The sequence below is a fragment of the Priestia sp. SRI_019 genome (genome assembly GCF_057586255.1).
In genome coordinates this window covers 1-25358 of record NZ_JBYCZN010000010.1, presented here as the reverse complement: position 1 = coordinate 25358, position 25358 = coordinate 1, and the positions used below count along the sequence as shown (strand labels likewise).

Sequence of the window (25358 nt, the reverse complement as noted above, 5' to 3'; positions counted from 1 at the left end):
CACGATGCCACATAAAATGACAATAACAGGATCTGCGACAGGACCATTACGAGAATACGATCGCTACGTTGCCTTTGATATGCGTGAAAAAGGTTCACCTGCTGCTCCTAAAGGACTGAAGAAGAGTACGTTTATTTCGTATACCGTGTTTGTTGCGAAGAAAGCCTTTAACAAAACGGGACTGACAAAAAAGAGTATTATGCATGAAAAGATCTTAGTTCAAGGGGAACCAACGTTAGATATCCCTATTGACGAGTGCCCTGGAGAAATTGGTATCATCTGCTTTCAGATTACCGTTCTCCCGAATAAAAACGATAAAGAAGCCAATGATTCGAACGATAAAAAAGAAGCGAAACAGGAGGTTTCTAAGGCTCAACAAGAGGTTTCAGCTACAAAGCAGGAAGAAAAACAAGCGCCTGTAGCAAAAGAAGCGAAACCTGTACAGCCAGAAGTGAACGAAACACCTGTTCAAGAGAAAAAGGCTGCGCCACAGAAGAAGCAGCAACCTATTCAGCCCAAAGGAACAAAGGATGTCGTGAGTTTTGAGGACATTATCGTTCCTGAAGCCTTCTTAAAGACACGTCCAAACCCTGTGAAAACAGAGGAAGTCATTGAATTTGTGAAGCGTACAGGACACCTTGACAAGCCTTTAACGATTGAGAAAGAAACAAAGATTTTAAAGGATGGCTATCGTCGTTATATTGTGGCCAAAACCATGAAAATGGATAACGTTCCGGTTGTCTATAACGATCAAAAATAACGTACTATCTAAGGAAGCAGCTATGAATACTAAATATATGCCAGACTATGGGCTGCAAACATGGGCTTATCATCTAAGCATGAGCTACCCTTTTGATCTAGATTATTTATCGCCAGATGATCGAAGATATAATATTTACGTGGCTACACTCATACCCAAATTAAGTATAGATGAAGGTTCTGTCCAATTCTTTGAAGATTATATACGTTTTGACGTAATTGTTGGAACAGGAGAACATACTTCCAGAGAGACGCTGGACATTTCTATTATTTCGGATGATATGCCAGAATTTGATCACAGAAAGTTTGAATTTGACTATGAGAAGCCACGTAAAGCGATGGTATTCAAAGGTTGGGAGAAAGGTCCTATTGAGTTAAATCTTCTTCATGTCTACCTTACAGAGTCAAAGTATTACCTAGATACATAGATTGTTTATATTGGGCAAGCATTTAGAGAAAATGGAGAGCGCCTTCCTGCTGAAGAGTTAATGTCTGATCCTATGTTACAGAAGCTAGAAGCAGATCTTCTAAGTGAATATCCAGAAAAAGATCTAGCCCTTCTATTATTGGAGTTCAAATCACAATTATTAGAGGAAATAGACAGTCAGGAGGAGGATCTACTCGAACTACAAGAAATTACAAAGAATCCGCCTCTGGAATTAAATAATCAAATTATAGATGCAACGGAAGCAGCTCTAATCAATTATTTTAAACCTGAGTATAATAAGAAGCTCCACAATGATTTTCCTAATGTAGAAGATCACGGGTTACATTATTGTTCTGCCACTGTACAGATGCATCCTAATATTATGGGATTAAAGCTATTCTCAAAGGAAAAGACATACCTATCAAATGAGCGTATTGTCTCTCCTCTTTTACATTCCAAAACTTAAGAGAACTTCTTGAGACCTATTGTTAAGTTTGTAATAGGTCTTTTTTTTATTACCAACAACTAAAACACTACTCTATATAGTTGTTATTTTGTTATGATAGAAAGGATTGTACTACTGCTATAGCGAATCAAACAACAAGTGAAACCAAAGGAGGGTCGCTATGTCGAGTGAAGATAATTATTCAAAAGTGTATTATTCACCAAGCGATTTGACTGCTATGCTAGCTATAAAAGAATCTACTTTACGAAAGTATGCATATCAGCTCGAAAGAGCTGGATGGAGTTTTGGTAAAAATGATCAAGGTCATAGACAATACAGTGATAAAGACATTATGGCGGTTCGAAGACTAATTAGTGCTAAAGTTAACACTAGCATGACGCTAGAACAAGCTGCAAACGAACTTGTACCAATACTTAAAGGAGAAGGTATAGCAGTACCCGTTACAGCAAATCAGACACAAAATGACCAGCATAATGGTGATATGGCAGCGTTGTCCAAACGTATAGATGAACAAACAGAACTTATTAACAAACAGACTGAGTTCATTAAGTTATTATCAGAACGTCTTGAAGAACGTGATACATATATACAAAAGAAATTTGAAGAACAGGATAAAAGGTTAATGGATCGCGATAATCGGCTTATGGAAGGTATAAGAATGCTTCAAGAGCAACGGGAAGAACAGAATGAATCTATGAAACTTATCGCAGCTGCTACAGATAAATTAGAGGAGCAAAAAAAACAAGGTTTTATCGCTCGTTTGTTTGGGAGAACATAAGAGAACGTTAAAACCTCTGTTGTTACTTGCATAGTTAAATATAAAACCTAAAATACATTTCATAACACTTTTTAAATCTCAGAGGTAATCTGGGGTTTTTTGTTTTTTTTACACTAGCACAATCTTCATTTATACGTTATAGCGATTAAAATTATTTTTTTAATAAAAATTAATCGTTATAGCGATGTATCGGTTAATGAAGTTTGATAAAATAACGTTTTAAAAAAATTTATAGCATAACCCGTTACAACCACTATAGCGTTACATATATAGCATAACGGTGACACATCACCGTTTTAGTTGATCTTTAGTTCAACATGGATTAGTTTAAACGAAAACTTTGGTGTTTTTAGTTAAACCCATCAATCTATTAAGTTCACCTAATCGATATCAAAATGTGCTTCTTGCAACTCAAGTTCAACTTATAATGCCTTAGGTTTAACTTAGGTTATTAATCATATTTTTGTGTATATTTGGTATGATTACTTGGAATAGATATAAAAAACGAAAAAATAATATTCCAATATAAAGATAGATTTTTAATCATTTTTTATCAATGTAAAGAAGGTCCTTCTCCTTTAAATAGGATTTTCTTTTTTTGAAAGTAATTAAAAATCATAACATACCCACAACAAAGACCGCCCATTATGTATTAGTTTATAAGGCGGTCTTAACTGTATTCATGCTATATGATTATGACAAAAATATCGACATTATTCTGAAAGCTTCTAAATATATGTATTAAATTTTTTCGTTGTGTTTATGCAGTATTTTAATGTCTTAATAGATGATATGGAATTAGCCTGTCCATTATGACCAAAATAAATCAAAATGAACCAGAATCGTATAAAATAATTCAGAACAGGAAAGGATGTGTATAAAAAGGAGTGGTTGATTGTGTCATGGTGGAAAAATCCGAAAAGAAGTAAATTCGGACGTTTTTTGGACAAGAATGGGGTTACTCAAACAGAATTTGCGAAAAAAAGTCACGTATCAAAGACAACCATTTCAACTTTATGTAATGAAAAAAATTATTCTCCCTCTCCAAAAGTATTGAAAAGGGTAATGGATGCTATTAAAAAAATTGATGAAAATAAGCAACCTAATGATTTCTTCAATATATAAATATTTATAAAAACAAAAAAACTACTACATCAGAACATGAAGGTTTTTTTTATTGTCTAATAAAATTAATTTACATAACAGGTATTATAGATAGCCAAAGACATTAATCTCCAAGTGCAAATATGAGCTTGTTTTTATCTAACGCGTTAATACACAAGTTATGTAATTCTTGTACAAATTCTATTACAAAAGGCTCTTTATACTCACTTAAAATAATTTCACATATTCGATTTAACCTTCTTACCTCATGTACGTTAAATTGCTTATGATCGTATGGATCTAAATTAAGTAATAATTCAAATTCATAACGATTATCTTTTGCTTTCTCCCATAAATAATCATGTACCTCGTCTTCTAGATAGACACCATATTCAGCATCATTAACTTCTTCTTTACTATCTGCTATATAAAACGTTACGGACATCATTTTACCTCTTTCATAATTTTATTTTTCTTTTTTATCATACAATATAAGACATTTTAAAAGTGTATACCATGTGCAGAGCTAGTTTACATAACCACTCTTTTCGGTAGGTGTTACAAAAACACGCCTTTGACATACACAGGCTTGTTCGCTTTTTCAATTTATTGTGTATACATTATTTCATACCTCCCATACATACAAACGCTTATGAGCATTGTAAATGAAGGGAGACTGCATAAAAAATCTTGAATTTATACATATATTGCAGCATCTAAGAACCTAACATTTCGTAGTAACTAGTTAAAACAGTCGTAAGAGTCGACTGTTTTTTTATTATTAAAAAATGTAAAATAACGGTTACTTTTTTCTTTAAGTTATTACAAAAAAATCAAATGACATTCATACATTTCTATCAATTATGATAATAACTGTTAAATTTTATCTTAAAAAGTGATATTCTTACAGACATTCAATCAATATGAATTGAAAGATATTTATGGATTTAATTTATTGAAAGAAAGGGGAAGCAATATGAAGAAAATAGTAAGAGCCATGATTGCTGTGTTATTTCTAGGCTCAATCACAATTCCTACGATGTCTTCTACAGCTAATGCAGCAGAGAAAGAGGATCAAGGAACTTTTGAGTTAGAAAATGTGAATGATAGCGTCCTTGAAATTAAACTTCATGATGCTGAATTTTACTTTAACAAAGACGGTAATCCTATAATTAAAGACAAGGTCAATGGAACTGAAAAATCCTTACCTAAAACAGGTACAGATAAAGATAATAATCCTGTGAATTTGGAATATAAAAAGACTGAAGATGGTTTTTTGGTAGGAGCTGTAACAGATAATCAAAACTCCATTCAAACTATGTCAGTAGGTAAATGTATAACAGGTACTGCAGGTGGAGCTATCACAGGCGGAGGCACTCTAGGGTTAGCAGGTACAGCTGCAGGTACGGTTACAGTGCCTGGAATCGGTACTGTTGGTGGTGGTTTAATAGGTGGTATCGCTGGAGCAGTTGGCGGTGGCCTAACGGGAGCTTCCATATCTTGTTTTAAATGATATAAACAGCACACTAAGAAAACAGAAACGTTCGTTTCTTGTTTTCTTAGTATTTCGAATTAAAGAGAGGTGCTAAACATTGAATAAGTTGATAATACCCGCAATATTAGTCATATTTTCATTATATATCTTGTTACAATTTGCTCTAGATCAAAATATTTTTAGAAATCCCCTAAATTATTTTATCTTAATTACGTTATTCTTTTTATTAATCAAATTTATTAAAGAAGCAAAAAAAAATTAGTCTACAGTTATAGAAAATCTATAGCTGTAGACTAACTTTAATGTTCTACTTCAGGTCCATGATGTTTAATCTCCTCTTAAATTTCCTTAAGAGTTGAAAGAACCAAATCTTTTTAACTACTTTATACGTTTTCTGTAAATTCAAGTAAAGCAATGAAAATAAAAAGGCCTATTATAGTCCCTAAAATGAGAGAAATCATATTAATCCACCATCTATTATTTGACTTGATAAACCATAAGCCAACAAATAGTATATATAAGTATTTTGCAACAGTTTCATTTACATGTAAAACTTCAGGTAGAAAAATAATGGATAAGTAAAGACTCATAGCTACTACCAAAGTACTTCTAATTACAATTAACAAAATAAGTACCCTCCGTAAAACCCTATCTTTTGTAATATTTTACCGCACCCTTAATAATAACTGAATTAGAAATTTTGCATACCCTAGAATAGCTTATGTTAAGTTAATTCTAATCCCGCCAGAAGAAGGCGCTGTTTTTGTTCTTGCTTCTTTTTGAGATTTTGCCGAACTTTTGTATTTATCCATAAGTTCATGAATACTGGCTACTTGTATAATGCGGATATGGTCAGAAGGGACAGCATAACGAACAGGTGTAATCAAAATAACGGAAGGGAAGATAGGTGACCGTTCTTCAGGTTGCCAGTGCAAGGCTTTCCACTCATCTGAAAAGAAAAACTCCTCATAGAGATTGATCTTCGCTTGCATTTTCTGTTCGGAATACTGATTTCTCTGAATTTCAATCCAAAACGGAGATCCTTTAAAAATACAAAACAGATCCGGTTCAATGCCTCCTTTTCTTCCGGTTGGCTTATCTTCGACAATGACATTATTAGGCACACTATACGTACACATTTGCTTATAGACATCCAAGATCGAAAGGAAATGTAATATTTTTTGAGAGTTCTTTTTGATCTTTGCATCAACGGGCAAATAGACGGTTGGAGAATACTGCTGTGTACGCTCAATGAGCCCTAATCGATATAAACGTACCATCACACTATTACAGGCATTTACAGGCGATTTCAGCTGTTTAAAGAATAGGTGGACTAATGAATCCCTGTCTACAGCTCGAAACTGGTTAATAAACGCTATGATGTCTTTATCACGTTGAGATAAACGGAAACTCATCGCTGCTCCTCCTTCTCTAATAACCCAAAGATAGACTGTGATACCACTTCTAGTTCTGGTTCAGGATCTTTCACGAGCGTTTTATAAGGTGAAAGTATTTCCTTACAAGCTCCTTCATCTAAGAAGTAGGCTTGAAACTCTTTCACGTCATCAATTTTAATTTTCATACGCCCCCTGGCTGCGGCATCAATTTCTTCGGCACCGATGACTCCGGCTACTTTTGCATTTATCGCATCGGCCTGCCTTCCAGAGATCCGAACTCGTAAGTTTGCTTTGAGTGCTGAATTCAACAAATCGGCATCGGGACGCTGCATGGCAATAATCGTATGAACACCTAACGCACGGCCTTGACTTGCAAACTGTTGAATTATCTCCACGAGATCCGTTTCTCTCTTCACGATGGACATTTCATCAATGACCACCACAATGCGGGGCAGCTTAAAAGGTAACCTGCTTATATGTGTCACACCATGCTCTAACAATAAATCGCCTCTTCGATACATTTCAGCTCGTAATAAAGCAAAAGGTTTTCTCATATCCTTGGCTTCAAAGCAAAGCGCATCCACATGCTCAATCCCATGAAATAGCCCCAAATCAGCTCGTTTAAGATCCACTAACACTAAGCGCAAGTCTTCAGGAGAGACATATTTTACCCATGTGGTGAGGATCACACGCATGAGACTGCTTTTTCCTGCGCCAATTTCACCCGATATTAGCAAGGTTTCCAGATCCGCAAAGTCCCACGAAATGAAGTTTCCATAGATTTCTTGACCAATACAAACAGGCAGCTCCATCTTCTCAATGTGAGGATGGATTGTTTCATAATCATATTTAAGCATGGTAGGTAAGTCTTTGTGATGAACGGTAATACTAAAGTTTTTTAAGCTGCCATTCACTTCGATATTGCTACCTAACACTTGTCGTAAGGCCCATCTTTTTTTATTTAAAAGTTCAGGATCAATACCATTCAGTAAGGAAAAAGCATACCGCGTGTAGGTGTGCTGATGGTCGATTCGGTGGATCCTGGGAAATTGATAGGAGGTACGGTCTCCATGTTTTACTACCCGGTAAATCTCTGCCGTACGAAACGCTTTAATCAATTGGCCACGTAATTTCAGTTTTTCGAACATATATATTCCTCCTTAAAATATAAAGGTCGCAAAAAAGTAAATTAAGGCACTATAGAACGTGACAGGTAGGATAAAACGCATAATCTTTGCAAACTGATCTACAAGATCAATGACACCCCATCTCTCTAAGATTCGTTCAATAATGGCGATTCCTAAAACAATGCCTCCTATGGTCAGAATAGTGGGATCAAGCATGGCAAGTGGACTAAAAGGGACAAAGGAATAAGCCTTGAAGGGACGAGGTCTCTTCAGAGGTGGTTTTTTGGGGGGAGAAAAGATTTTTCGAAAAGTAAACCATTGTGTTTTTCTCATGTTGATACCTTCTTTCACTCTTTTAATTTTTTGCTTTTGACGTACCTGTTTTTTCAGCTCAAGGCATCCGGTCGCCCCCTTCGCCTCTTCGGCTCAGCTCCCTTACAGATTCCATGAACGGCTTCAAGAGGGTTATACAGCTTGTATTAACGGGGTAGCGATACTGAACTAGCTACTGATTAGTTAGTGAAGTCGTAATTCTTTAGATACTATGTAGCTACTGCAGTAAGCTTGCCTGTCCATTCCAAAAATAAAAAAGAACCCTTACTGCAGTAGGTAAGGGATAGGTGATTATGTAAGAAGTAATGGGTTTTTATATGCTGGGGGTTGTCCTAATAGCTTATTCTTCTTATGAAATGGACGAGACATTTGATGTTGTCCAAGAGAACAAAAATAAAGGGCAAGTAAAACTCCATGATCTTATGACATAAAGAGAAAAAATTTATAGAGGAAAAAAATAACAGGATTAATGAGTTTTAGCCGAGGGTAAAGTCAACTAACTATTTCAAAAGGAGAGAGAGATTTATGGAAATTCTATGGATGCTAATTGTAGGTGGAATTATCGGTTGGCTTGCCGGTTTAATTACAGGACGTAACGTTCCTGGAGGCATTATTGGTAATATTATTGCTGGTTTTATTGGGTCTTGGTTAGGTGGTCTTATCCTGGGAAGTTGGGGACCAGTTATTGGTGGTTTTGCCATTATTCCCGCCATTATTGGAGCAATCATTCTGGTGTTAATTGTAAGCTTTGTTCTAAGAAAGATGGGACAAAAAAACAATCATGGTCATCATGTAAAATAAACCGAAAAAAATTAAATTGGAGTGATTAAAAATGAGAGAAGAAAGTAAGCCTGTGTTAGATGATTTTGTTGAAGATGATCAATTTGAATTAGAATCTTACCTTACTTATTTGTTCGATCAAATTAATCATGATAGCGAAGTTCTGTCAGAAATTTAATGATAAACCAGATATTTCATTACAAAGAAAAAGATAAAAAAATAATAAATCAGAATATAGCATAAACGGCCTTAGTAACTTTGGTTACGATACATAGGGTCGTTTATTGTTATGGAGAATGTTAAAAAATAAAATGAAGATTTTCTTCAAAGCAAAGCTCAAAGATTATTAATTACTTTCACTACTACTTTAGTAAAAAACAATTGGTCCTATTAAAGTCCTTTCGAAGTGCCAAACGAAGGATTATACATACAATCAAAAAGGCACATTCTTTGTTGGGAAAATCTGTTCACTGTTAACAAGAATTTATCTCCCTTAATAAGCGAACTATTTAGTAAATCATTTCATAATAAAGGGGATGGAAGTGTGTTTGGATTCAGTGATATGCCTAAGTTCTTGTTTTCTTTCTTACTTGTATTACCACTTGTATCTCTGGTTCACCAATTAGGACATTCTATCATGGCAATTTTTTTCGGAGGGAGAGTGGATTTTACTATTGGAAAAGGAAAAACCATTTTTAAATGGAGAAAAATTAAAATAAAATCAGTCTACTTTTTAGATTCTTTTTGTGTATATGAAAAACTAAAATACGATAATCGATTTACCCATGCTTGTGTCTATGCTGGAGGTGCCATTGCTAATTTAGCTTCTATTTTCCTTATAAATGGTTTAGTTATGGCTGACATCCTTTCAGCAAGTCTCTTTTCTTACCAGTTTGTCTATTTTTCTGTTTATTATATTGTCTTCGCGCTATTGCCTATTAAATATACGGAAACAAATTCAAGCGATGGACGTGCTATTTATGATGCATTGAGATATGGAAAAATAACATGTAACCCTGATTAATAAGGCTGAAATAATGATGGAGATTAAAAAATCGACAAAGCCACATATTATTTCGTTTGTCCAATAAGTTAGACAGTAAAAATAAAACTACTTTAAATAATGTAGTTAATTCAGCAATTAGCATTGATGTTGATGATAATTGGTAATAAAAAAACTTCTACTCCTGTCAGGTAGAAGATCATTTGATACAGCCCTAAATCTTCCTCAACAATAATAATGAGACATATCCATTAGCAAAAAAGCTATCCACTATATATAGTGGATAGCTTTAGTTATTTGCTTCTATCCTTGTGATTTGGCTTTACCCCTCTTGTAAAGAGGCCTTCCAAATCTACATCCCATTTAACCTTTTGCTAAATCTAATGCTTTATCTGCCTTTTTCAGATCGTGATTTACTTGCTCTTCAATATCGTAGGCATGATACATTTCATTATCAATCATATATTGAGCAATCTTTTCATGAAGATCAATGGCTTCATCTAATTGCTTTTTCAATACTTTTCGTACTTCTGGTGTTGCCGTTTCCGTAAGCGCTACTGCGTATGTTCGCACACCATTTTTAGCTGATAATAATAAATCTGTTGCGATAGCAAGATCATCTAATGTTTTATTAAGTGTACTTTTAGTAGCCATTCCTCGATCCCTCCTGTTATTGAGCTTTCTTTAAAATTTTTTGTAATTCATCAATTGCCTTAGTAGACGTTTTCACGTCTTCTTCAAGAATCTTTTTTAATTTTTCATCCTCTACCAGCTCCAACATTGCTGTGCCTTTCGTTACACACGATGTTTTAAGCGTTAAGATTTCATGGACTTCTAGCGTCTCATGCACGGCTAATTTTTTTGTCATGTCTCAATTCCTCCGTATCATCGTATTTTTTTAAAGACTCCATTTGTATAGATCAGTTACATGGATAGGTTATTTTTTAAAAGTTTTTAATTATCTGAATTTTTATTGCTGGATTTTCCGCCTTTTTCACCAATTTTACGAAAAAACTCTTTGCTTTGATTCTTAGATGTAGTCTTTCCACCCTTTTCTCCAATCTCCTGGAAAAACTCTTTATCATGATTTTTAGATGTAGCTTCTCCACCTTTTCGTCCAGCTTCTTCTCTACTCATTTTTTCATTTTCTTTATTCTTTGCCATATTTGATTCCTCCTTAATTTTTTTAACTTGTGAATTATATTCCCAACTCATTTCCATTTAAACATTGAGTGATTAATTTCTTGAACGTTTCAGAAAAAGGAATCGTGGTATTAAAAATAGCATAAATGAATCTATTCATATAAGGAATTCTCAATAACAAAAGGAGGAACTAATCATGATAAAAAATGTTATAGGCGCATATGAAAATGAAGAAGCTGTGATAACAGCGATTCAAAACTTAAAAACACAAGGATTTCAAGAGAAGGACCTTTCTTTAGTAACAAGTAAAGACATTGACGAAGACGATTATTTAGAAGTAGAAAGTAAAGAAGGAATTGATGTAAAAAAGGTTGAAACAATGAAACAGAGTCATCAAGATGAATCGATTATGGATAAGATTAAACATGTCTTTTCCCCTGAGAAACATGGAGGTGCTCATAGAGATAAAGAAAAAGTAGAAAGACGTTTAATTAGCTTAGGCGTCCCTGTTAACCAAGCAGAGCCTTACGCAGATGACCTGCAGAAAGGAAAAGTGTTATTGCTAGTAAGAACGAATAGTGATAAAAAAGCAAATTCTTTCGTAGAAAAGAGGGGTGACTCGCCTTTGGAGAAAGGTGACTCCATTTACGAAAAATCATTATATGGAGAAAATCGTAACGAGTTAAAAGAAGAGCAATTGCCTATAGGAACAGAGAGAGGAAGAGGATATTAAAAATTGAGACAAGCTTATCTTGGCGTATTGTTAAGCATTAAATTACAGTTTTTAAGCATGCTAAACATATAGGAATCGCAATTCCTTCTATACCTTGAAGTATTAGTTTTTAGGAAAGCTACTCTTTTGAGTAGCTTTTTTCTGTGGAACTAAACGCCTCTCGTTTGATGCCATCATCTTCTTCATCCAAAAATCCCAGCATTCGCGCAAGAAAACGCCACTTTTTACTGAACTTTTGAAGTAAGCTGAGTTGCAATTGTCACATCGGCCACTAATTTTATCCGGAAATTCAGCGTATTCATACACTTTATCAAGATCTATTTCTTGCTGCTCTATCTCTTCCATGTTGATCACTCTTTTCTAATTGACTCTTCTTAGATTACCACAACAGCCATTCCTTACTTCTTATACCTTATGTATATTCAAAACAAATTACTGCTTTTCTTAATTCTTTATTGAAAAATAAGTAGATACGGTCTGCACCATAAGCTTGAAAATAGTATCCTGTAGCAAATCCGATATATGTAAATGGATGACCATCCTCATCTTTTGGCACATACAGTAGATTTGTATAGTCAAAAGCCTCGTCTTCGCTAACACAGTCTTCCAGTAATTCTTGTCCCTCTTCTGTCATAAAACGTATATCGTCTAAGATTCCATTCACCTTAGGATAATCTAATCCCCATCCACTCGTCTGTTTTTTAGCAAAATCTTGCTCTAATGCTTCTGTAGATGTAAAAGCCTCTCCAAAGCTAGAATAGGGGTAAATTTTCTGCTTACGTTGAAAAAATTCTTTGCGTATTCGGTAGTCTTTTCCATTTAGTGCATAGGATTTTTCTAGTATGTTGGAAGATTCCTGCTCAATTTCGAAGTACTGCCAGTCTGCTTCAAATTTATATTTTCCGTCAATAACATCAAAACCCAACGTATCTTCTTTCGTAAAATTCGTATGAAACGGTTGAGTAAACTCACCTACACACCCTTCATGAATTTCCTTCGCTGATACAATATGTAGCCACTCGTCCCATTCAGGTTCAATACATTGTAGGTTGATAGAACAAATAGGTAAAAAATGTTTTTTATGCTGTTCCAAGTTATCGTAAAACACATCTTCGTATGAAGGAAATGGTTTAATAAATTGTTTAGGAATGTTCATCATTCTTCCTCCTTACTCAACAAATTTATAAATAGTTCACCAATCTACTTTAATTTTACACGAATCGAACATCAATCAGCTCACTTAACCTCATTTTATTTTTTAATTCAAATACTTCATCGATGAAAATAAAGATATCCCCCAGGGAATCAACAAACTGAATGAATCCTGTCTCTGTTATACATTGGCCTTGCTTATAATATGTAAGGTACACTTGTTTATTTTTATGTAAGGCTTCAATCAAGGTGAAATTAATTTGTTCCATTTGCTCTTCCGTTAAAAGAGGTTTAGATACTTCTAGTTGTTTGTTTATGACTTCCTGTAATCCAATGTATTGCTCAGGCATACTTGCGAAAGCTCTCCATTTTTTCATTCCTCTATCATGATTCATGATATCCTCCTCCTCTGTTCTATGCTTTATGACCTCCTATAAGGCCATTTCGGTAACGAGCTGTTGAATGATCCAGATGACTTGAAGCCCGTAGAACACTATTCTTCCCATAGCGCAGCCGAATTTCATCTATCGTTTTGGCAAGAGCATAGGCTCTTTCACGCTGATCGATATCCTCAAATAAGCTCATTTGCTCCTCTTCTTCAATGCTTGTGTTGGATAAGGAAATCCCAATGGAGCGAATCGGCATTCCGTTATCAAAATTATGTAAAATGGTTAAACAATAAGGGAAAATATCTTGGCTTAAGTTTGAAGCTCGCCCCATTTTCTTTTGTCTTGAGAAGCCGCCACCTGTTTGTTTGCTGTAGCCAATCGATAAATGAACCGTTTGGGCCACCACTTGATGCATGCGTAAACGAAAACACACATCGTCTAATAGCTCCAATAGCAATAATTCCACTTCTTTTCGGCTTGTATAATCTCGAAAGAGAATCTGACTTTTCCCAAAGGAACGGGAACTAGGGATGTACACATCGGAAATACGACTAAAATCAATTCCATTGGCATGTTGGTGCAATTCTTCGCCCATGATGCCAAATTCTTTTTGTAACATCTCTTTCGAAGAAAGAGCGAGTTCTTTTATGGTATAGATGCCTAAACGGTTTAATCGTCTTTCTGTAGCTGACGAGATTCCCCAGAAATCCTTCATCGGATGAATTGACCATAACTTAAAGGGAATATCCTCATATCGCCAATAAGCAACCCCTGTTGGGCTGTGCTTCGCTTCATGATCTAAGCTGACTTTAGCCAGTAAGAGATTAGGACCGATTCCTGCCGTAGCTGTCAGTCTTGTTTTGCGATAGATCTCATTAAGTATTCGATGAGCTAGCTCCTCCGGTGTTCGGGCAAATAAGTGCAAGGAAGCTGTAGCGTCAATAAACAACTCATCAATGCTATATGCATGAAAGTCTTCAGGAGCAACATACTGTAACACCAAACTAGAAATATAGTTCGAAGCCTTGATATATCTCTCCATTGATGGATTCACCACATGGATATCTTTCCTTTTAGGAATTTCAAAGAGGCGACTTCCTGTTTTGATCCCTTCTTTCTTTAATAAGGGTGTGGCAGCTAACACAACAGATCCCGACCGTTTGACATCCCCTACAACCGCAAGCCTTGTTTTCAAAGGATTTAAACCCCGTATGACAGAGGAAACCGAAGCAAAGAACGCTTTCATGTCTATGCAAATAATGACTCTGTTTGGTAGCTGCCCATAATCCATTGGAATAACTCCTCAATAAAGAACGTTTGTTCTTTATTATATACGAACAAACGTTCTTTATTCAATGGAATATCATTCCTTTTCCCGATTATTGCTATTTAATGGTATATGGAATGACTAAAGATAAAAGAATAAATGCTCGTATGATAGAAAATTTGGTTCCAGAACAATAAAATGAAAATAACTCTTGAAACAGATAGTATGATGCAAATTAAATGGTATAATAGAACTAAAAAAGAAAAAATTCTCAGATAATTAATTTATCAGTATTTTTGATGCTATAAACAATTGTGGGGAAATTTTGAAATAAACAAATAGTGTAAATATCGTTTAATTATTTATTGAATCATACAATCTTTATCAGAACAGTTACTATGGAAAGAAGGTTCCATATGGATAACAAAGAACTTTATTTAAATCAGTTACAAAGAGAATTTGATTATATATTTGAGATCATAAGAGGAAATCATTATCTAAAGAATGATCCTGAAGGTACTAATGTTATACTTAAAATTATTTTTTTGAGATTTAAAAGCATTACTAGAAAAGAATACGTAGATAAATGGGATCGTCTAGTTAGTTCATATAGATTAAGAAGAATAGAGGAAATAGAATACATATTTGAAGAAATTATGTATTTTTCTGAAAACCCTTATAAACAGGATACTCATTATAGAATTAATATTGAAAAATTTAATAACCCACAGACGCTATATACAATTGAGGAAATAATCAGATTTTTAGATAATCATGATGTCTTAAGAGAAGTATATGATATAGGTTTATTGGCCGAGCTTTTTTATAGAATCATGTCAAAATTATTGTCGCTTAAAAAAAATGAATATGATTTAACGGATGAAACCATTTCAAAAATAATGTCAGGGATTGTGCAGATTAAAGAAAATGATAATATCCTAGACCCATATGTAGGTACAGGCGGGCTATTATTTAGTAGTGTTTCTGATATCAAATATTATAACGGGAATATTATTGGACAAGATATTAACCCTTTTTCCCTTAATATTTCGAGCATGTTATTTAACTTAATGGATTCACACCCTGTAGATTTGTTTCTAGGGGATTCAACATCTAACTTGGAAAATATAATTGAAAAATATCATAGGAAATTTGACAAAATTATTACACATATACCGTACAATTTACAAACATCGGACAGTTACAAAGCCTATAGTTACAGAGTCCATGATCAATATTTTAAAAATGGTAGTTATAGTAAATCACACTTTAAAAATATGAATTTTTTCATATTGACTAATATGATTCAACTATTGAGGGAAGGCGGGAAAGCTTATATTGTTGCTCCAAGTAGTATTTTGTTTTCTGGAGGTAAAGAGAAAGAGGTTCGTAAAAAAATAATTCATGAAGATTTAATTGAAACCATTATTGAGTTCTCTGATTATAAAACTTTTAGGGGGGCCATCAGACCAGCTATTATTGTTTTAAATAGTAAAAAAGGGTTTCAAATGAAGCGTAAAATTCATATATTAAATGTCCAAGATAATAATATTGAAGCAGTCTTAAGAGCTTATAAAAACTATAACGACACTGATATCAGCAGAATAATCTCTATTGATACTATATCAGCACGGGACTATAACTTGAATTTTTCACACTATGATCCAATATATGATGAAGTGAAATTAATGCTAGTTCAGGGGTCAGGCGTTTTTTTAAGAGATATTACAAGTGTTGCCAAACCGATGACTAAACGAGTCTATAAGACAACCTTATTAGATGGAATACCTTACATTAAACAAAGTAATTTAAAGAGGGCCTCGGACGAGGTATATTTAGATTTTAAAAATCCAGATGAGTATGACTACATACAATATTTTGACTCCAGTAAAATAATAGATGAAAAAGCTATTATTGTCTCTGTGCAAGGAAAGGATTTAAAACCAACTATATTTGATCCACAGAGATCCAGAACTAAGGCTATTGTTTTATCAAGCGGCTGTTTAGCGTTGATACCTAGCTCCAGAGGTAGTGAACTAGTTAATGTGAATTATCTATATTACCAATTGTACAATCCTAGAGTGATTAGACAAATAGATGGGTACAAGAGGGGTACAAGAATAAAAAGAATTACATATAATGACTTTTTAAATATAGTAATTTCCAAACCTGATTATGAAAAACAGCTTCAATATATAAGGGATCAAGAAGAGCCCTTAAAAGAATTAGAAAAGTACAAAAAAATGTATGAAGAGTTATCTTATGAATTGGAAGTTGAAAAAGTAAAAGCTGAAAATAGGATTGTGAATATGCTAATACATAATGTAGGGAAGCATATTTCTGTAATTGGACATGACCTTAAAATTATTTCTAAGGTATTAGAACAGCAAAATTTAAAAAAATTTATATATGATAAAGATGATATAGAAAAATATAATTCGTCCGTACAAGTAAGGAATGGATTTTTAAAAAAGAGAGACTTAGTATCTGTTGAGGAAATTTATACACGTACAAAAGATAGATTGGATTTAATTGAAAAAACCTTTACTAATACACAAAAAACCGTAAATTTAAATTTAGAATTCAATGATTTTGAGACGTTAAATGTAAAAGAAATTATATCAGAAATAAAGAGAGATCGAGAATTAAACCAACCAATATATTATGATTTTATTGTCGACGGAGACAACGTAAATCTTGATATAAATTTACAGAGTTTTAAAGAAATGATTCACATTTTAATAAATAATGCTGAAGAGCATGCGTTTGTTAATCCAGAAAATTGTGCTCTTAAATTTAATATCAAAAAATTTAAAGATAGAGTTGTTATTGAGTACTCAAATAACGGTACTAAGTTTAATATGACAAAAGAAGATTTTATACTAGCAGGAAGAATGAGCAAGGATAGCAATGGCAGTGGTTTAGGAGGTGCATATTTAAATCGAGTGGTAATATCCCACAACGGTAATTTTGAAATTATTAGTATGGATTCTGGTACAAAATTTGTTTTTACTTTTATAATTTAGGGGTGAAATAATGACAATTAAAGTTTTATTGGTAGACGATGATAATGATTATGCTCAATCTTTAAGGGAGTGTGGAGCTCAAGAAGGTATTGAAATTTATCACGTCCAAACACTCGTTGAAATGCAAGATTTTTTACCTACAATTGCAAGTGGGATATCTGCAATAATTTTAGATATTAAGGGAATGATAACTCCAGAGGATGAATTCGATGATGAAGGATTTCTAGCACGTGCCATAACATACTTAGATAAGGAATACTATACGAAACCTAGGGTTATTTTGACAGGCGATGTCGAAGGATTTAAATATGTAAAAAAATTCAGAAAAGCTGAAAAGGTATATAGAAAAGGGAACTCCTCAGAAAATGAAATGTTTATCCATATTAAACAAATACATAATAATCTGGATGAAATAATAATAATGAAAGAGCATGAAAGTATATTTGAGATTTTCGATAAAAATCTACTGGATATTTCTCGAAAAGAAGAACTAATTCATGTTATTAAAAATATTGATTCTAACGACAGTACAACAGTAAAGAATTCACTTGCTAGAATTAGAGATATTCAAGAAGAAGTAATCAGAGTGATTAATGCAACAAATAAATTAGTTCTACCTGATCAGCAAGCATTAAATCATAGGAAAGAAATATCCTTTAGGAAATCTCATAGATATCTTGCTAATAATACTAATACAGGAGTTGAATTTCCTCAATTTATTAATCAAGCTGTAATTACAACGTATTCAATTTGCTGCGAATACGGAGTGCATACATCTACCCCTATTAAGAATAATAGTTTAAAGCCTACTTCATATACAGTAAAGAATGCTTTGTACTCCTTATTTGATTTTATATTATGGTTCAAAATGGTAGTTCTTAAAACGGAGAGTACTAAAGTTACATCCAGTTAAGTTACATTTACTCTTTAACGACCATTAGTTGGTTTAAGATGATACTATAATCGTTCATTATTGATATTTTTCTCTTTGATTTAATATCCTTGGGAAGTTTTGTAAATATAAGAAATAGTCAGCTTATAATTTGTAGCTGGCTATTTCTATTGTAAAAACCATGTAATTATGATGAGGACAACCTTACAGCATATGGACATTGGTGGACGATATTTCTACCTCAAAAACTGAGGATATTAGATTTTTTTTGCCTTTCTTTAGTAAGTTTAAGAAAAGGCTCGGTATAAAAGTTGCTATGTACAAAATAAATGCGGATAAAAGCACTTGCGTTGTAAATGTTTATTTAGCTATACTCGCAGTTCATAAAACTCAAAATAGAAACATTATCCTTAATAAAGACCTAAAAGCTATCCTTTGGTATAATTACAAAGAACTAATTTACTATTACTGTAGTAATGTAAAAAAATTATAGTTAAATTAGTTTACAACTATAACGTTATGATTCCTATTTCTAGGAATCAGTACATTTTAATGGAGGTTCTTCTTATGGTATTAAAAGCAGATATTAATTTTACCTCTGACTTATTTGATGCAGCTAATAAATTACGGGGAAGTGTTGCCCCGTCGGAATATAAAAACTTTGTGTTGCCACTTATATTCCTTCGTTATCTGTCACTTCGTTACGAGAAGCGACGTAAAGAACTTGAAGAGTTAGTAAGCAATCCTAACAGTGATTGGTATATGGAAGATATGGAAATGAGGAAAGAAATTCTTTCTGATGAAGATCAGTATCGCTCTGAACGAGTATATATTCTTCCTAATGAGGCTCATTGGTCATATATCGTTTCTCATGCAAAGCAACCTACTATTAAGAAAATTTTAGATGAAGCTATGAAGCTAATTGAAGAAGCCAACCCGGACCTCGAAGGAGTTTTACCTCGTAATACCTATCAAGCTAGTAACATTCCTGCGGAAAGTATCGCTGGACTCATCGAGGTTTTTTCAAGGGATGTGTTTGGAAGTAGTAGTGAATCAGTCGATGTTTTAGGAGCTACATATATATACTTTATTTCGGAATTTGCTTCAAGTGAAGGTCAAAGAGGTGGCGAGTTTTTTACACCAGCTTCTATTGTAAAGCTTCTCGTTTCCATGTTAGAGCCCATTTCAGGTACATTGTTCGACCCTGCTTGTGGTAGTGGAGGAATGTTTGTACAATCGGAGGACTATACACCGAATAAACATTCTCTGTCATTCTATGGCCAAGAAAACGTAGATATGACTCTTCGATTAGGAAAGATGAACGTTCTTATGCATGGAATAAATGCAGATATTCGCTTAGGGAACTCGCTTCTTAATGATCGATTTCTAGTCAAGCACGAGGACGGTTCTTTTGAGCCTATGCAATTTGACCATGTAATTGCTAATCCCCCTTTTAATTTGAAAGATTGGGGAGCAGATCGAGTTTCTAAGCAAGATCCTCGTTTGATTGTTGAATATGATAAAGCTGTAAACAACAGTAATGCCAACTACATGTGGATGCAACACTTTTTGTGGCATTTAGCGCCAGGTGGAACAGCTGGTTATGTCATGGCGAATGGGGCAATGACAACGAATACCTCTGGAGAAAAAGAAGTACGTCAACAATTAGTTAAAGATTCTTATATTGATTGTATTGTTCAGCTTCCTGAAAAGCTCTTTTATGGTACAGGAATTCCTTGTTGTCTGTTTTTCTTAAGTAAAAACCGAAAAGGAGAAAACGGGTTTAGAGATCGTCAAAATGAAATTCTATTCATTGATGCTCGCAAAAAAGGAACGATGGTTAGCCGCAGACAAAAGGTTTTTACACAAGAGGACCTTAACGAAATTACAGCCATTTATCATGCTTATAAGACTGGTGAAGGAAATTACGAAGATATTAAAGGTTTCTGCAAATTAGCCACTATTGAGGATGTTCGGGGGAATGATTATAAATTAACACCAGGTATTTATGTAGGTGCAGAAGAAGTAGAAATAGATGATGTTCCTTTTGAAGAAAAGATGACTAAGCTTAGAGCTACTCTTCAAGAGCAATTTGCGGAATCTAATCGTTTACAAAATCAGATTTTGCAGAACCTGGAGGAGCTTCTATGAGTGAAGAATGGATAACTAAAACCATTGGTGAGTTATGTGATGAACATGGAGGCAGTGTTCAGACAGGCCCATTTGGAAGTCAACTTCATGCTTCTGACTATATAGTAAGTGATGAGGGTATCCCCGTTGTTATGCCTGTAAATTTAGTTAATAGTCGAATAAAGCGTGAGGATATTGCATGTATTGGACAGGAAGATCATAAAAGATTAAAGAAATATCACTTGCAATTAGGTGATATCGTTTATGCAAGAAGAGGTGACATTGGTAGACAAGCACTAGTTACAGAACGAGAGGTTGGTTGGCTGTGTGGAACAGGATGCTTAAGAATCCGTTTTTATAACCCTAATATTGAACCTCGATACGTCTCTTACTATTTGAGTCAGAAACATGTAAAGGAATATGTGTTATCCAGTGCAGTGGGAACTACAATGCCTAATTTAAATACACAAATACTTAGAAATATCCCTGTTCGTTATCCAACACTTAAAGTTCAAAAAAGAATTGTGGAAATTTTAGGAGCTCTGGACGATAAAATTGAATTAAATAACCGAATGAATCAAACTCTTGAAGAAATGGCTATGGCATTGTACAAGCATTGGTTTGTGGATTTCGGTCCGTTCCAGGATGATGAGTTTAAGGAATCTGAGTTGGGAATGATTCCGAAGAGTTGGAATATTTACGCTTTAAATAAAGTTTGTTCTGTGATTCAAAGTGGAGGAACTCCTAAAAGAAAAGACTCAACATATTGGGATGAAGGCGACATACCTTGGTACAAAACAGGTGAATTAAAGGATGGTTTTTTGATAAATTCTTCAGAAAAAATCACAGAAAAAGGCCTTAAGGAATCATCTTGTAAGTTATGGGAAAGAGGAACAGTTCTTTTAGCAATATACGCGTCTCCCACGGTCGGGCAACTTGGCATCTTATCAGATAAAGGAACTGCAAACCAAGCCTGTTGTGCATTAGTTGCTAACGAAAGTTTTGGACTTCCTATGCTCTTTTATTCGCTTAAACATTCTAGGAGTCGCTTACAAAATATAGCAGTAGGTGCTGCTCAGCAAAATATCAATGTAGGTATTGTGAAGGAACATCAAATTATTGTTCCTTGTCAAAAGATCATAAAGAATTTTAATGAAAAAGTTAATTACTATCTGCATTTAATTGAATCTAATACAAAGGAGATCGAACAATTAAGTAATATTCGTAACTATCTACTTCCTCACCTACTATCAGGCGAAATCGAACTTAAAGAAGCAGAAAAACAACTTAAGGAGGTGCTTTAATTGAAAAGTAGACTTTATGAATCGGATTTTGAAGAAACGACAATCGAACGGTTGAAGCGAATTGGATACAGCTATCTTCATGCTACTGAATTATTTAGAGGTCGGGAAAACGTGCGTGATGTTGTATTGCGAGACCGTTTGGAGGGGATTTTGCGAAGGAAATATCCTTCGCTTCCTTCTGAACAGATTCCAGTGTTAGCGTCTTTGCTCATTAACCCTGATGGAGTAACGAATCAACAAAGAAATGAAAGATTCCATGAAATGTTAACAAAAGGTTTTACTTTTTCGTGGGAAGAAGGAGTGGAACGTCGTTTTGAACACGTTTTCCCGATAGATTGGGAAAACTATAATGAAAATGACTTCTTAGTAGTTAATCAGCTCTCCATAGAAGGTCGCTTTTCGAGAAGGCCGGATATTATTATTTACATTAATGGCCTCCCATTAATTATTTTTGAATTGAAAAGTCCATATAACGAACAGGCTACCGTTGATGATGCCTACATACAACTTACGAACTACACCAATGACATTCCTCAACTATTCACCTATAATGCATTTTCTGTTATTTCCGACAACTTAGAGACGCTTCATGGCGTTCCAGGTGCTCCAATCGAATTTTTTTCAGCATGGAAATCCATTGACGGAATAACAATAGACAACAATGTTGCCAATACGATGAAAACACTTGTTGAGGGGTTGTTTCAGAAAAGACGTCTACTCGAATACATTCGATATTTCTTAGTTTACATGAAAGATGGGGAAAAGAGATATAAAATAGGTGCGAAATATCATCAATTCTTCGGGATAAGATTTGCTGTACGAGAAACTATACGAGCGACACTCCCAGAAGGGGACAGAAAAATAGGCGTTATTTGGCACACACAAGGTTCTGGAAAAAGTATTTCCATGATGTTTTTCGCTGGAATGCTCATAAATGATCCTAATATGAAGAATCCAAGCGTTGTTATTCAGGTAGATAGAGCTGATCTAGACCAACAGTTATACGATACATTTGAAGATGGAGAAAATTTAGTTGGCAATATTCATCATGCTGAAAGTGCAGATCAGCTGCGTGAAATATTGCAAAATGAATCTGGCCAGATTGTATTTTCAACAATTGAGAAGTTTCGGTTAAAAAGAGAAGAATTAAAAGGAGAAGAAACGAGGAAAGAAATTAAACATCCAGTTCTTTCTGAACGAAGAAACATCATCGTAGTTTCTGATGAAGCCCATCGTACCCAATATAATGAAGGCGGGTTTTCGGGTCATTTACGAACGGCTCTACCTAATGCTTCTCATATCGCTTTTACGGGTACACCGATAGACTTTGTAGGTCGTAATACAGTTGAACTATTTGGTAATTATATTCATGTTTATGATATGCAACAAGCTGTACTGGATAAGGCAACGGTTCCGATTTATTATGAGTCTCGTTTAATTCCTCTCGATAACACAAATGCGCAACTTGATGAAGATTTCAATAACCTGATTTCACAAGCTGATTCAAGTGACGAGCATTCAAAGGCCCAAATAAAATGGGCAGCTCTAGAACGTGTTGTAGGAACTCAACCACGATTAGAACGACTAGCGAAGGACATCCTACATCATTTTGAACAGGCAGCTAGTCCTCAGGATAAAGCCATGATAGTGTGTATGAGCCGTGAAATTTGTGTAGCCTTATATGATGAAATGAGGAAGTTGCCAAAGTGCCCATTAGTTGAAATAATCATGACTGGTGATGTAAAAAAAGATCCAGAAGAATGGAGAACAGTGATTCAGTCTGGTAGCAAATATCCTCATATTAAGACAAAAGAAGAACAAGAGACTATTAAAGAGAACCTAAAAGATGAAGAGCATCCTCTTAAAATCGTAATTGTCAGAGATATGTGGCTGACTGGAACTGACATTCCCACAATGAAATTCTTATACGTAGATAAACCAATGAAAGGGCATAGCCTTATGCAAGCCATTGCTCGGGTGAATAGGGTGTTCCCCGGTAAAGAGGGGGGCGTTGTAGTCGATTTCATCGGTATTGCTCAAAACCTTAAAGAAGCAACAAAGAAATACACCAGTGGTGGAGGGAAAGGTACACCAACTTTTGACATAGAAGCCGCAGTCGCTGTTTTTTATGCACATCTTGGTACGATTCATGAATTTATTCCACAAGGAACGGATGTAAATGGCTGGAGATCCTTTGATAAGGTGGACCGTGAAGACTATATTGCGGAACTTGTAAGTGGGCTTTTGGGGGATCAAGAGGAAGCATTTTTGACGGCTGAATTAAAACTGAAGAAAGCTCATCAGTTAGTTAGACATGTTGATGAAGTGCGCCCTTTCTCTAATGAAATTACTCTCTACCAGCTCTTGGCGACTCAAGTAAGGAAAATTGTTGAAGGGAACATTGGAAAGCGAAAGAAAGTAAAAGATTTAGAGAAGCAGGTTACGCACCTTGTAAACGAAAGTATTGAGGCAAAAGAAGCTATTGACTTGTTTGCGGTTGCCGGAATTGAGCGCCCTGATGTATCTATACTGGATGAAGCATTTATGGCTGATTTAGTTAAAAAAAAGCATGTAGACCTCCGATTAAAGCTTTTAAAGCAATTACTTGATGACGAGCTTAAATTAAAGTTGAAAAAAGCTAATCCAAAACAAAAGTCATTAAAGGAAGCGTTGGAAAAAGCGATAAATGAATACCATGATAGAGTTATATCGGCTGCTGATGTTATTAGAATGATGATGGAAGTACGAAATGGCATGGAAAGTGAAATGCGTTTCGAGGATGATCTTGGTCTTTCTGATGAAGAAGTTGCTTTTTATTACATTATAGAAAACCTTGGTAATAAGGCCTTTACCAATGATTTTATTGCAAATCTAGTTCATAAAATATTGGTTGCGATGAAGAAAGAATTTAAAGTAGACTGGACTAACCCCCACAGAGCTGATGTTCTCTCAAAGGTAAACCTTGCCGTGAAGATGGTTTTAATAAAAGAGAAAATTACTGGGGAACAGTTAAAGTTTTTGACAAATGCAATAGTGGAGCAAGCTAAAGAACAATATAGGGATTGGCCAAAGAATTTTGCTTAACAACTAAGGACTTTTCATTAACTTGCGTAGGTCCTTAATTGTATTTAAACACTGTCCAGTTCTGAGTGAATATTAAATTATCTTATTACAAAAGTTTCATTTTTTATACGCACCTTAGAATAACTTCAATTTTTACAAAACAGTAAAAGGTAATACAATACTTTATATAAAGTATTGTATTACTTACTTAAAGGAATAATGTAATTAATCTGTATTTTAATTACTTTTCCAATGATATCATGTAATTTTATAACCATACATACCTCACAGGAAAAAAGAAGAAGGTCCACTTTCACCTCAAACACTTTTCTATTATTTATTAAATAGATTAAATTCCATAGATCAATTCGATAGCGTTTATCCTTCGGTAAGCGTTCTTTCTATTCTTATTTTAATGTTGATAAATATAGAGTTGTTCCCGATTACCATTTTCAAACTTTTTTATGTTTCTCTTGCTCTTACTTTATCAAAAAACGTTCGTAAAAGTGTATACTTTTAAGAATACGTTCGTAATTCTTTTTACAACCTAAACGAACGAAAAAAACAATAAATATCTTATGCAAAATAAG

The 25358-nt window shown here is 34.4% G+C and carries 25 protein-coding genes and 2 pseudogenes; 15 read left to right on the top strand and 12 right to left on the bottom strand.

Annotation, left to right across the window (positions count from 1 at the left end; genetic code table 11):
- Positions 1-4: 4 nt before the first annotated feature.
- The 5 genes from AC2YJL_RS25865 (at position 5) to AC2YJL_RS25845 (ending at position 3555) form a co-directional block, all read left to right on the top strand.
- Positions 5-760, top strand: coding sequence for a ParB N-terminal domain-containing protein (locus tag AC2YJL_RS25865; RefSeq protein ID WP_487375065.1), 756 nt, complete (start codon positions 5-7; stop codon positions 758-760).
- A gap of 22 nt (positions 761-782) precedes the next feature.
- On the top strand, positions 783-1187 hold the full coding sequence (locus AC2YJL_RS25860) for a hypothetical protein (RefSeq protein ID WP_487375064.1): 405 nt from the start codon (positions 783-785) through the stop codon (positions 1185-1187).
- Between the two features lie 60 nt (positions 1188-1247).
- Positions 1248-1652, top strand: a complete 405-nt coding sequence (locus AC2YJL_RS25855; protein ID WP_487375063.1) for a hypothetical protein — start codon at positions 1248-1250, stop codon at positions 1650-1652.
- Positions 1653-1812: 160 nt separating this feature from the next.
- Positions 1813-2430, top strand: coding sequence for a hypothetical protein (locus AC2YJL_RS25850; RefSeq protein WP_098366512.1), 618 nt, complete (start codon positions 1813-1815; stop codon positions 2428-2430).
- An 897-nt stretch (positions 2431-3327) separates the two neighbouring features.
- Positions 3328-3555 carry a helix-turn-helix domain-containing protein gene (locus tag AC2YJL_RS25845; protein WP_098325109.1) on the top strand — a complete coding sequence of 76 codons (228 nt, stop codon included), beginning with the start codon at positions 3328-3330 and terminating at the stop codon, positions 3553-3555.
- Positions 3556-3658: 103 nt separating this feature from the next.
- Here AC2YJL_RS25845 and AC2YJL_RS25840 read toward each other — a convergent pair whose 3' ends face one another.
- Positions 3659-3982, bottom strand: a complete 324-nt coding sequence (locus AC2YJL_RS25840) for a hypothetical protein (protein ID WP_456318495.1) — start codon at positions 3980-3982, stop codon at positions 3659-3661.
- Between the two features lie 528 nt (positions 3983-4510).
- Between AC2YJL_RS25840 and AC2YJL_RS25835 the strand changes: the two genes are divergently transcribed.
- Positions 4511-5047, top strand: coding sequence for a Pathogenicity island protein (locus AC2YJL_RS25835; protein ID WP_487375062.1), 537 nt, complete (start codon positions 4511-4513; stop codon positions 5045-5047).
- A 365-nt stretch (positions 5048-5412) separates the two neighbouring features.
- On the opposite strand, the gene AC2YJL_RS25830 is transcribed toward AC2YJL_RS25835, so the two are convergent.
- From AC2YJL_RS25830 to AC2YJL_RS25815, 4 genes are all read right to left on the bottom strand, one after another.
- Positions 5413-5655: a hypothetical protein gene (locus tag AC2YJL_RS25830; RefSeq protein WP_328179325.1), complete on the bottom strand. Its 243-nt coding sequence runs from the start codon at positions 5653-5655 to the stop codon at positions 5413-5415.
- A 93-nt stretch (positions 5656-5748) separates the two neighbouring features.
- Complete coding sequence (locus AC2YJL_RS25825; protein WP_487375061.1) at positions 5749-6444, bottom strand: hypothetical protein; 696 nt, start codon at positions 6442-6444, stop codon at positions 5749-5751.
- Complete coding sequence (locus tag AC2YJL_RS25820; RefSeq protein ID WP_487375060.1) at positions 6441-7574, bottom strand: FtsK/SpoIIIE domain-containing protein; 1134 nt, start codon at positions 7572-7574, stop codon at positions 6441-6443. The genes AC2YJL_RS25825 and AC2YJL_RS25820 overlap by 4 nt, the downstream gene beginning before the upstream one ends.
- Positions 7575-7586: 12 nt before the next feature.
- Positions 7587-7886 (bottom strand): hypothetical protein, encoded by a 300-nt coding sequence (locus AC2YJL_RS25815; RefSeq protein WP_476242331.1) that lies wholly within the window; start codon positions 7884-7886, stop codon positions 7587-7589.
- A gap of 525 nt (positions 7887-8411) precedes the next feature.
- Between AC2YJL_RS25815 and AC2YJL_RS25810 the strand changes: the two genes are divergently transcribed.
- The 3 genes from AC2YJL_RS25810 to AC2YJL_RS25800 all read left to right on the top strand — a co-directional run bounded on the left by AC2YJL_RS25810 (position 8412) and on the right by AC2YJL_RS25800 (position 9690).
- The gene (locus AC2YJL_RS25810; RefSeq protein WP_200509026.1) at positions 8412-8687 is read left to right on the top strand and encodes a GlsB/YeaQ/YmgE family stress response membrane protein; all 276 of its coding nucleotides are present in this window, start codon (positions 8412-8414) and stop codon (positions 8685-8687) included.
- A 31-nt stretch (positions 8688-8718) separates the two neighbouring features.
- Positions 8719-8844: a hypothetical protein gene (locus AC2YJL_RS25805; protein ID WP_264134027.1), complete on the top strand. Its 126-nt coding sequence runs from the start codon at positions 8719-8721 to the stop codon at positions 8842-8844.
- A gap of 366 nt (positions 8845-9210) precedes the next feature.
- On the top strand, positions 9211-9690 hold the full coding sequence (locus AC2YJL_RS25800; RefSeq protein ID WP_487375059.1) for a site-2 protease family protein: 480 nt from the start codon (positions 9211-9213) through the stop codon (positions 9688-9690).
- A 342-nt stretch (positions 9691-10032) separates the two neighbouring features.
- Here AC2YJL_RS25800 and AC2YJL_RS25795 read toward each other — a convergent pair whose 3' ends face one another.
- From AC2YJL_RS25795 to AC2YJL_RS25785, 3 genes and pseudogenes are all read right to left on the bottom strand, one after another.
- Positions 10033-10323 carry a spore coat protein gene (locus AC2YJL_RS25795; protein ID WP_487375058.1) on the bottom strand — a complete coding sequence of 97 codons (291 nt, stop codon included), beginning with the start codon at positions 10321-10323 and terminating at the stop codon, positions 10033-10035.
- A 16-nt stretch (positions 10324-10339) separates the two neighbouring features.
- The gene (locus tag AC2YJL_RS25790) at positions 10340-10537 is read right to left on the bottom strand and encodes a spore coat protein (protein WP_487375057.1); all 198 of its coding nucleotides are present in this window, start codon (positions 10535-10537) and stop codon (positions 10340-10342) included.
- Between the two features lie 92 nt (positions 10538-10629).
- Positions 10630-10833 (bottom strand): annotated as a pseudogene (locus AC2YJL_RS25785) (stress-induced protein, KGG, repeat-containing protein); the annotation flags it as partial.
- Positions 10834-11008: 175 nt separating this feature from the next.
- Here AC2YJL_RS25785 and AC2YJL_RS25780 point away from each other — a divergent pair.
- Positions 11009-11545: a general stress protein gene (locus tag AC2YJL_RS25780; RefSeq protein WP_487375056.1), complete on the top strand. Its 537-nt coding sequence runs from the start codon at positions 11009-11011 to the stop codon at positions 11543-11545.
- 177 nt (positions 11546-11722) lie between these two features.
- Here the strand turns inward: AC2YJL_RS25780 and AC2YJL_RS25775 are convergent.
- The 4 genes and pseudogenes from AC2YJL_RS25775 to AC2YJL_RS25760 form a co-directional block, all read right to left on the bottom strand.
- Positions 11723-11890 (bottom strand): annotated as a pseudogene (locus AC2YJL_RS25775) (DUF8096 family protein); the annotation flags it as partial.
- Positions 11891-11957: 67 nt separating this feature from the next.
- Entirely contained in the window at positions 11958-12701 is a 744-nt protein-coding gene (locus AC2YJL_RS25770; RefSeq protein WP_328240490.1) for a siderophore biosynthesis protein, read from the bottom strand.
- Positions 12702-12756: 55 nt separating this feature from the next.
- A complete protein-coding gene (locus AC2YJL_RS25765; protein WP_487375055.1) occupies positions 12757-13092 on the bottom strand; it encodes a YolD-like family protein in 336 nt (111 codons plus the stop codon).
- Positions 13093-13111: 19 nt separating this feature from the next.
- The gene (locus AC2YJL_RS25760) at positions 13112-14377 is read right to left on the bottom strand and encodes a Y-family DNA polymerase (RefSeq protein WP_487375054.1); all 1266 of its coding nucleotides are present in this window, start codon (positions 14375-14377) and stop codon (positions 13112-13114) included.
- Between the two features lie 392 nt (positions 14378-14769).
- On the opposite strand from AC2YJL_RS25760, the gene AC2YJL_RS25755 reads away from it, so the two are divergent.
- The 5 genes from AC2YJL_RS25755 to AC2YJL_RS25735 all read left to right on the top strand — a co-directional run bounded on the left by AC2YJL_RS25755 (position 14770) and on the right by AC2YJL_RS25735 (position 24789).
- Entirely contained in the window at positions 14770-17379 is a 2610-nt protein-coding gene (locus tag AC2YJL_RS25755; RefSeq protein WP_487375053.1) for an N-6 DNA methylase, read from the top strand.
- Positions 17380-17389: 10 nt separating this feature from the next.
- Positions 17390-18292 (top strand): response regulator, encoded by a 903-nt coding sequence (locus AC2YJL_RS25750; protein ID WP_487375052.1) that lies wholly within the window; start codon positions 17390-17392, stop codon positions 18290-18292.
- A 546-nt stretch (positions 18293-18838) separates the two neighbouring features.
- A complete protein-coding gene (locus AC2YJL_RS25745; protein WP_487375051.1) occupies positions 18839-20422 on the top strand; it encodes a type I restriction-modification system subunit M in 1584 nt (527 codons plus the stop codon).
- Positions 20419-21705, top strand: coding sequence for a restriction endonuclease subunit S (locus AC2YJL_RS25740; RefSeq protein WP_487375050.1), 1287 nt, complete (start codon positions 20419-20421; stop codon positions 21703-21705). The genes AC2YJL_RS25745 and AC2YJL_RS25740 overlap by 4 nt, the downstream gene beginning before the upstream one ends.
- Entirely contained in the window at positions 21706-24789 is a 3084-nt protein-coding gene (locus AC2YJL_RS25735) for a type I restriction endonuclease subunit R (protein WP_487375049.1), read from the top strand.
- The last annotated feature ends 569 nt before the right edge of the window (positions 24790-25358 follow it).

What these genes read in the sequence shown, in the direction of transcription:
- AC2YJL_RS25865 (WP_487375065.1), top strand. Translation starts at nt 5, where the DNA reads ATGCCACATAAAATGACAATAACAGGATCTGCGACAGGACCATTACGA.
- AC2YJL_RS25860 (WP_487375064.1), top strand. Translation starts at nt 783, where the DNA reads ATGAATACTAAATATATGCCAGACTATGGGCTGCAAACATGGGCTTAT.
- AC2YJL_RS25855 (WP_487375063.1), top strand. Translation starts at nt 1,248, where the DNA reads ATGTCTGATCCTATGTTACAGAAGCTAGAAGCAGATCTTCTAAGTGAA.
- AC2YJL_RS25850 (WP_098366512.1), top strand. Translation starts at nt 1,813, where the DNA reads ATGTCGAGTGAAGATAATTATTCAAAAGTGTATTATTCACCAAGCGAT.
- AC2YJL_RS25840 (WP_456318495.1), bottom strand. Translation starts at nt 3,982, where the DNA reads ATGATGTCCGTAACGTTTTATATAGCAGATAGTAAAGAAGAAGTTAAT.
- AC2YJL_RS25835 (WP_487375062.1), top strand. Translation starts at nt 4,511, where the DNA reads ATGAAGAAAATAGTAAGAGCCATGATTGCTGTGTTATTTCTAGGCTCA.
- AC2YJL_RS25825 (WP_487375061.1), bottom strand. Translation starts at nt 6,444, where the DNA reads ATGAGTTTCCGTTTATCTCAACGTGATAAAGACATCATAGCGTTTATT.
- AC2YJL_RS25820 (WP_487375060.1), bottom strand. Translation starts at nt 7,574, where the DNA reads ATGTTCGAAAAACTGAAATTACGTGGCCAATTGATTAAAGCGTTTCGT.
- AC2YJL_RS25815 (WP_476242331.1), bottom strand. Translation starts at nt 7,886, where the DNA reads ATGAGAAAAACACAATGGTTTACTTTTCGAAAAATCTTTTCTCCCCCC.
- AC2YJL_RS25810 (WP_200509026.1), top strand. Translation starts at nt 8,412, where the DNA reads ATGGAAATTCTATGGATGCTAATTGTAGGTGGAATTATCGGTTGGCTT.
- AC2YJL_RS25805 (WP_264134027.1), top strand. Translation starts at nt 8,719, where the DNA reads ATGAGAGAAGAAAGTAAGCCTGTGTTAGATGATTTTGTTGAAGATGAT.
- AC2YJL_RS25795 (WP_487375058.1), bottom strand. Translation starts at nt 10,323, where the DNA reads ATGGCTACTAAAAGTACACTTAATAAAACATTAGATGATCTTGCTATC.
- AC2YJL_RS25790 (WP_487375057.1), bottom strand. Translation starts at nt 10,537, where the DNA reads ATGACAAAAAAATTAGCCGTGCATGAGACGCTAGAAGTCCATGAAATC.
- AC2YJL_RS25780 (WP_487375056.1), top strand. Translation starts at nt 11,009, where the DNA reads ATGATAAAAAATGTTATAGGCGCATATGAAAATGAAGAAGCTGTGATA.
- AC2YJL_RS25770 (WP_328240490.1), bottom strand. Translation starts at nt 12,701, where the DNA reads ATGAACATTCCTAAACAATTTATTAAACCATTTCCTTCATACGAAGAT.
- AC2YJL_RS25765 (WP_487375055.1), bottom strand. Translation starts at nt 13,092, where the DNA reads ATGAATCATGATAGAGGAATGAAAAAATGGAGAGCTTTCGCAAGTATG.
- AC2YJL_RS25760 (WP_487375054.1), bottom strand. Translation starts at nt 14,377, where the DNA reads ATGGATTATGGGCAGCTACCAAACAGAGTCATTATTTGCATAGACATG.
- AC2YJL_RS25755 (WP_487375053.1), top strand. Translation starts at nt 14,770, where the DNA reads ATGGATAACAAAGAACTTTATTTAAATCAGTTACAAAGAGAATTTGAT.
- AC2YJL_RS25750 (WP_487375052.1), top strand. Translation starts at nt 17,390, where the DNA reads ATGACAATTAAAGTTTTATTGGTAGACGATGATAATGATTATGCTCAA.
- AC2YJL_RS25745 (WP_487375051.1), top strand. Translation starts at nt 18,839, where the DNA reads ATGGTATTAAAAGCAGATATTAATTTTACCTCTGACTTATTTGATGCA.
- AC2YJL_RS25740 (WP_487375050.1), top strand. Translation starts at nt 20,419, where the DNA reads ATGAGTGAAGAATGGATAACTAAAACCATTGGTGAGTTATGTGATGAA.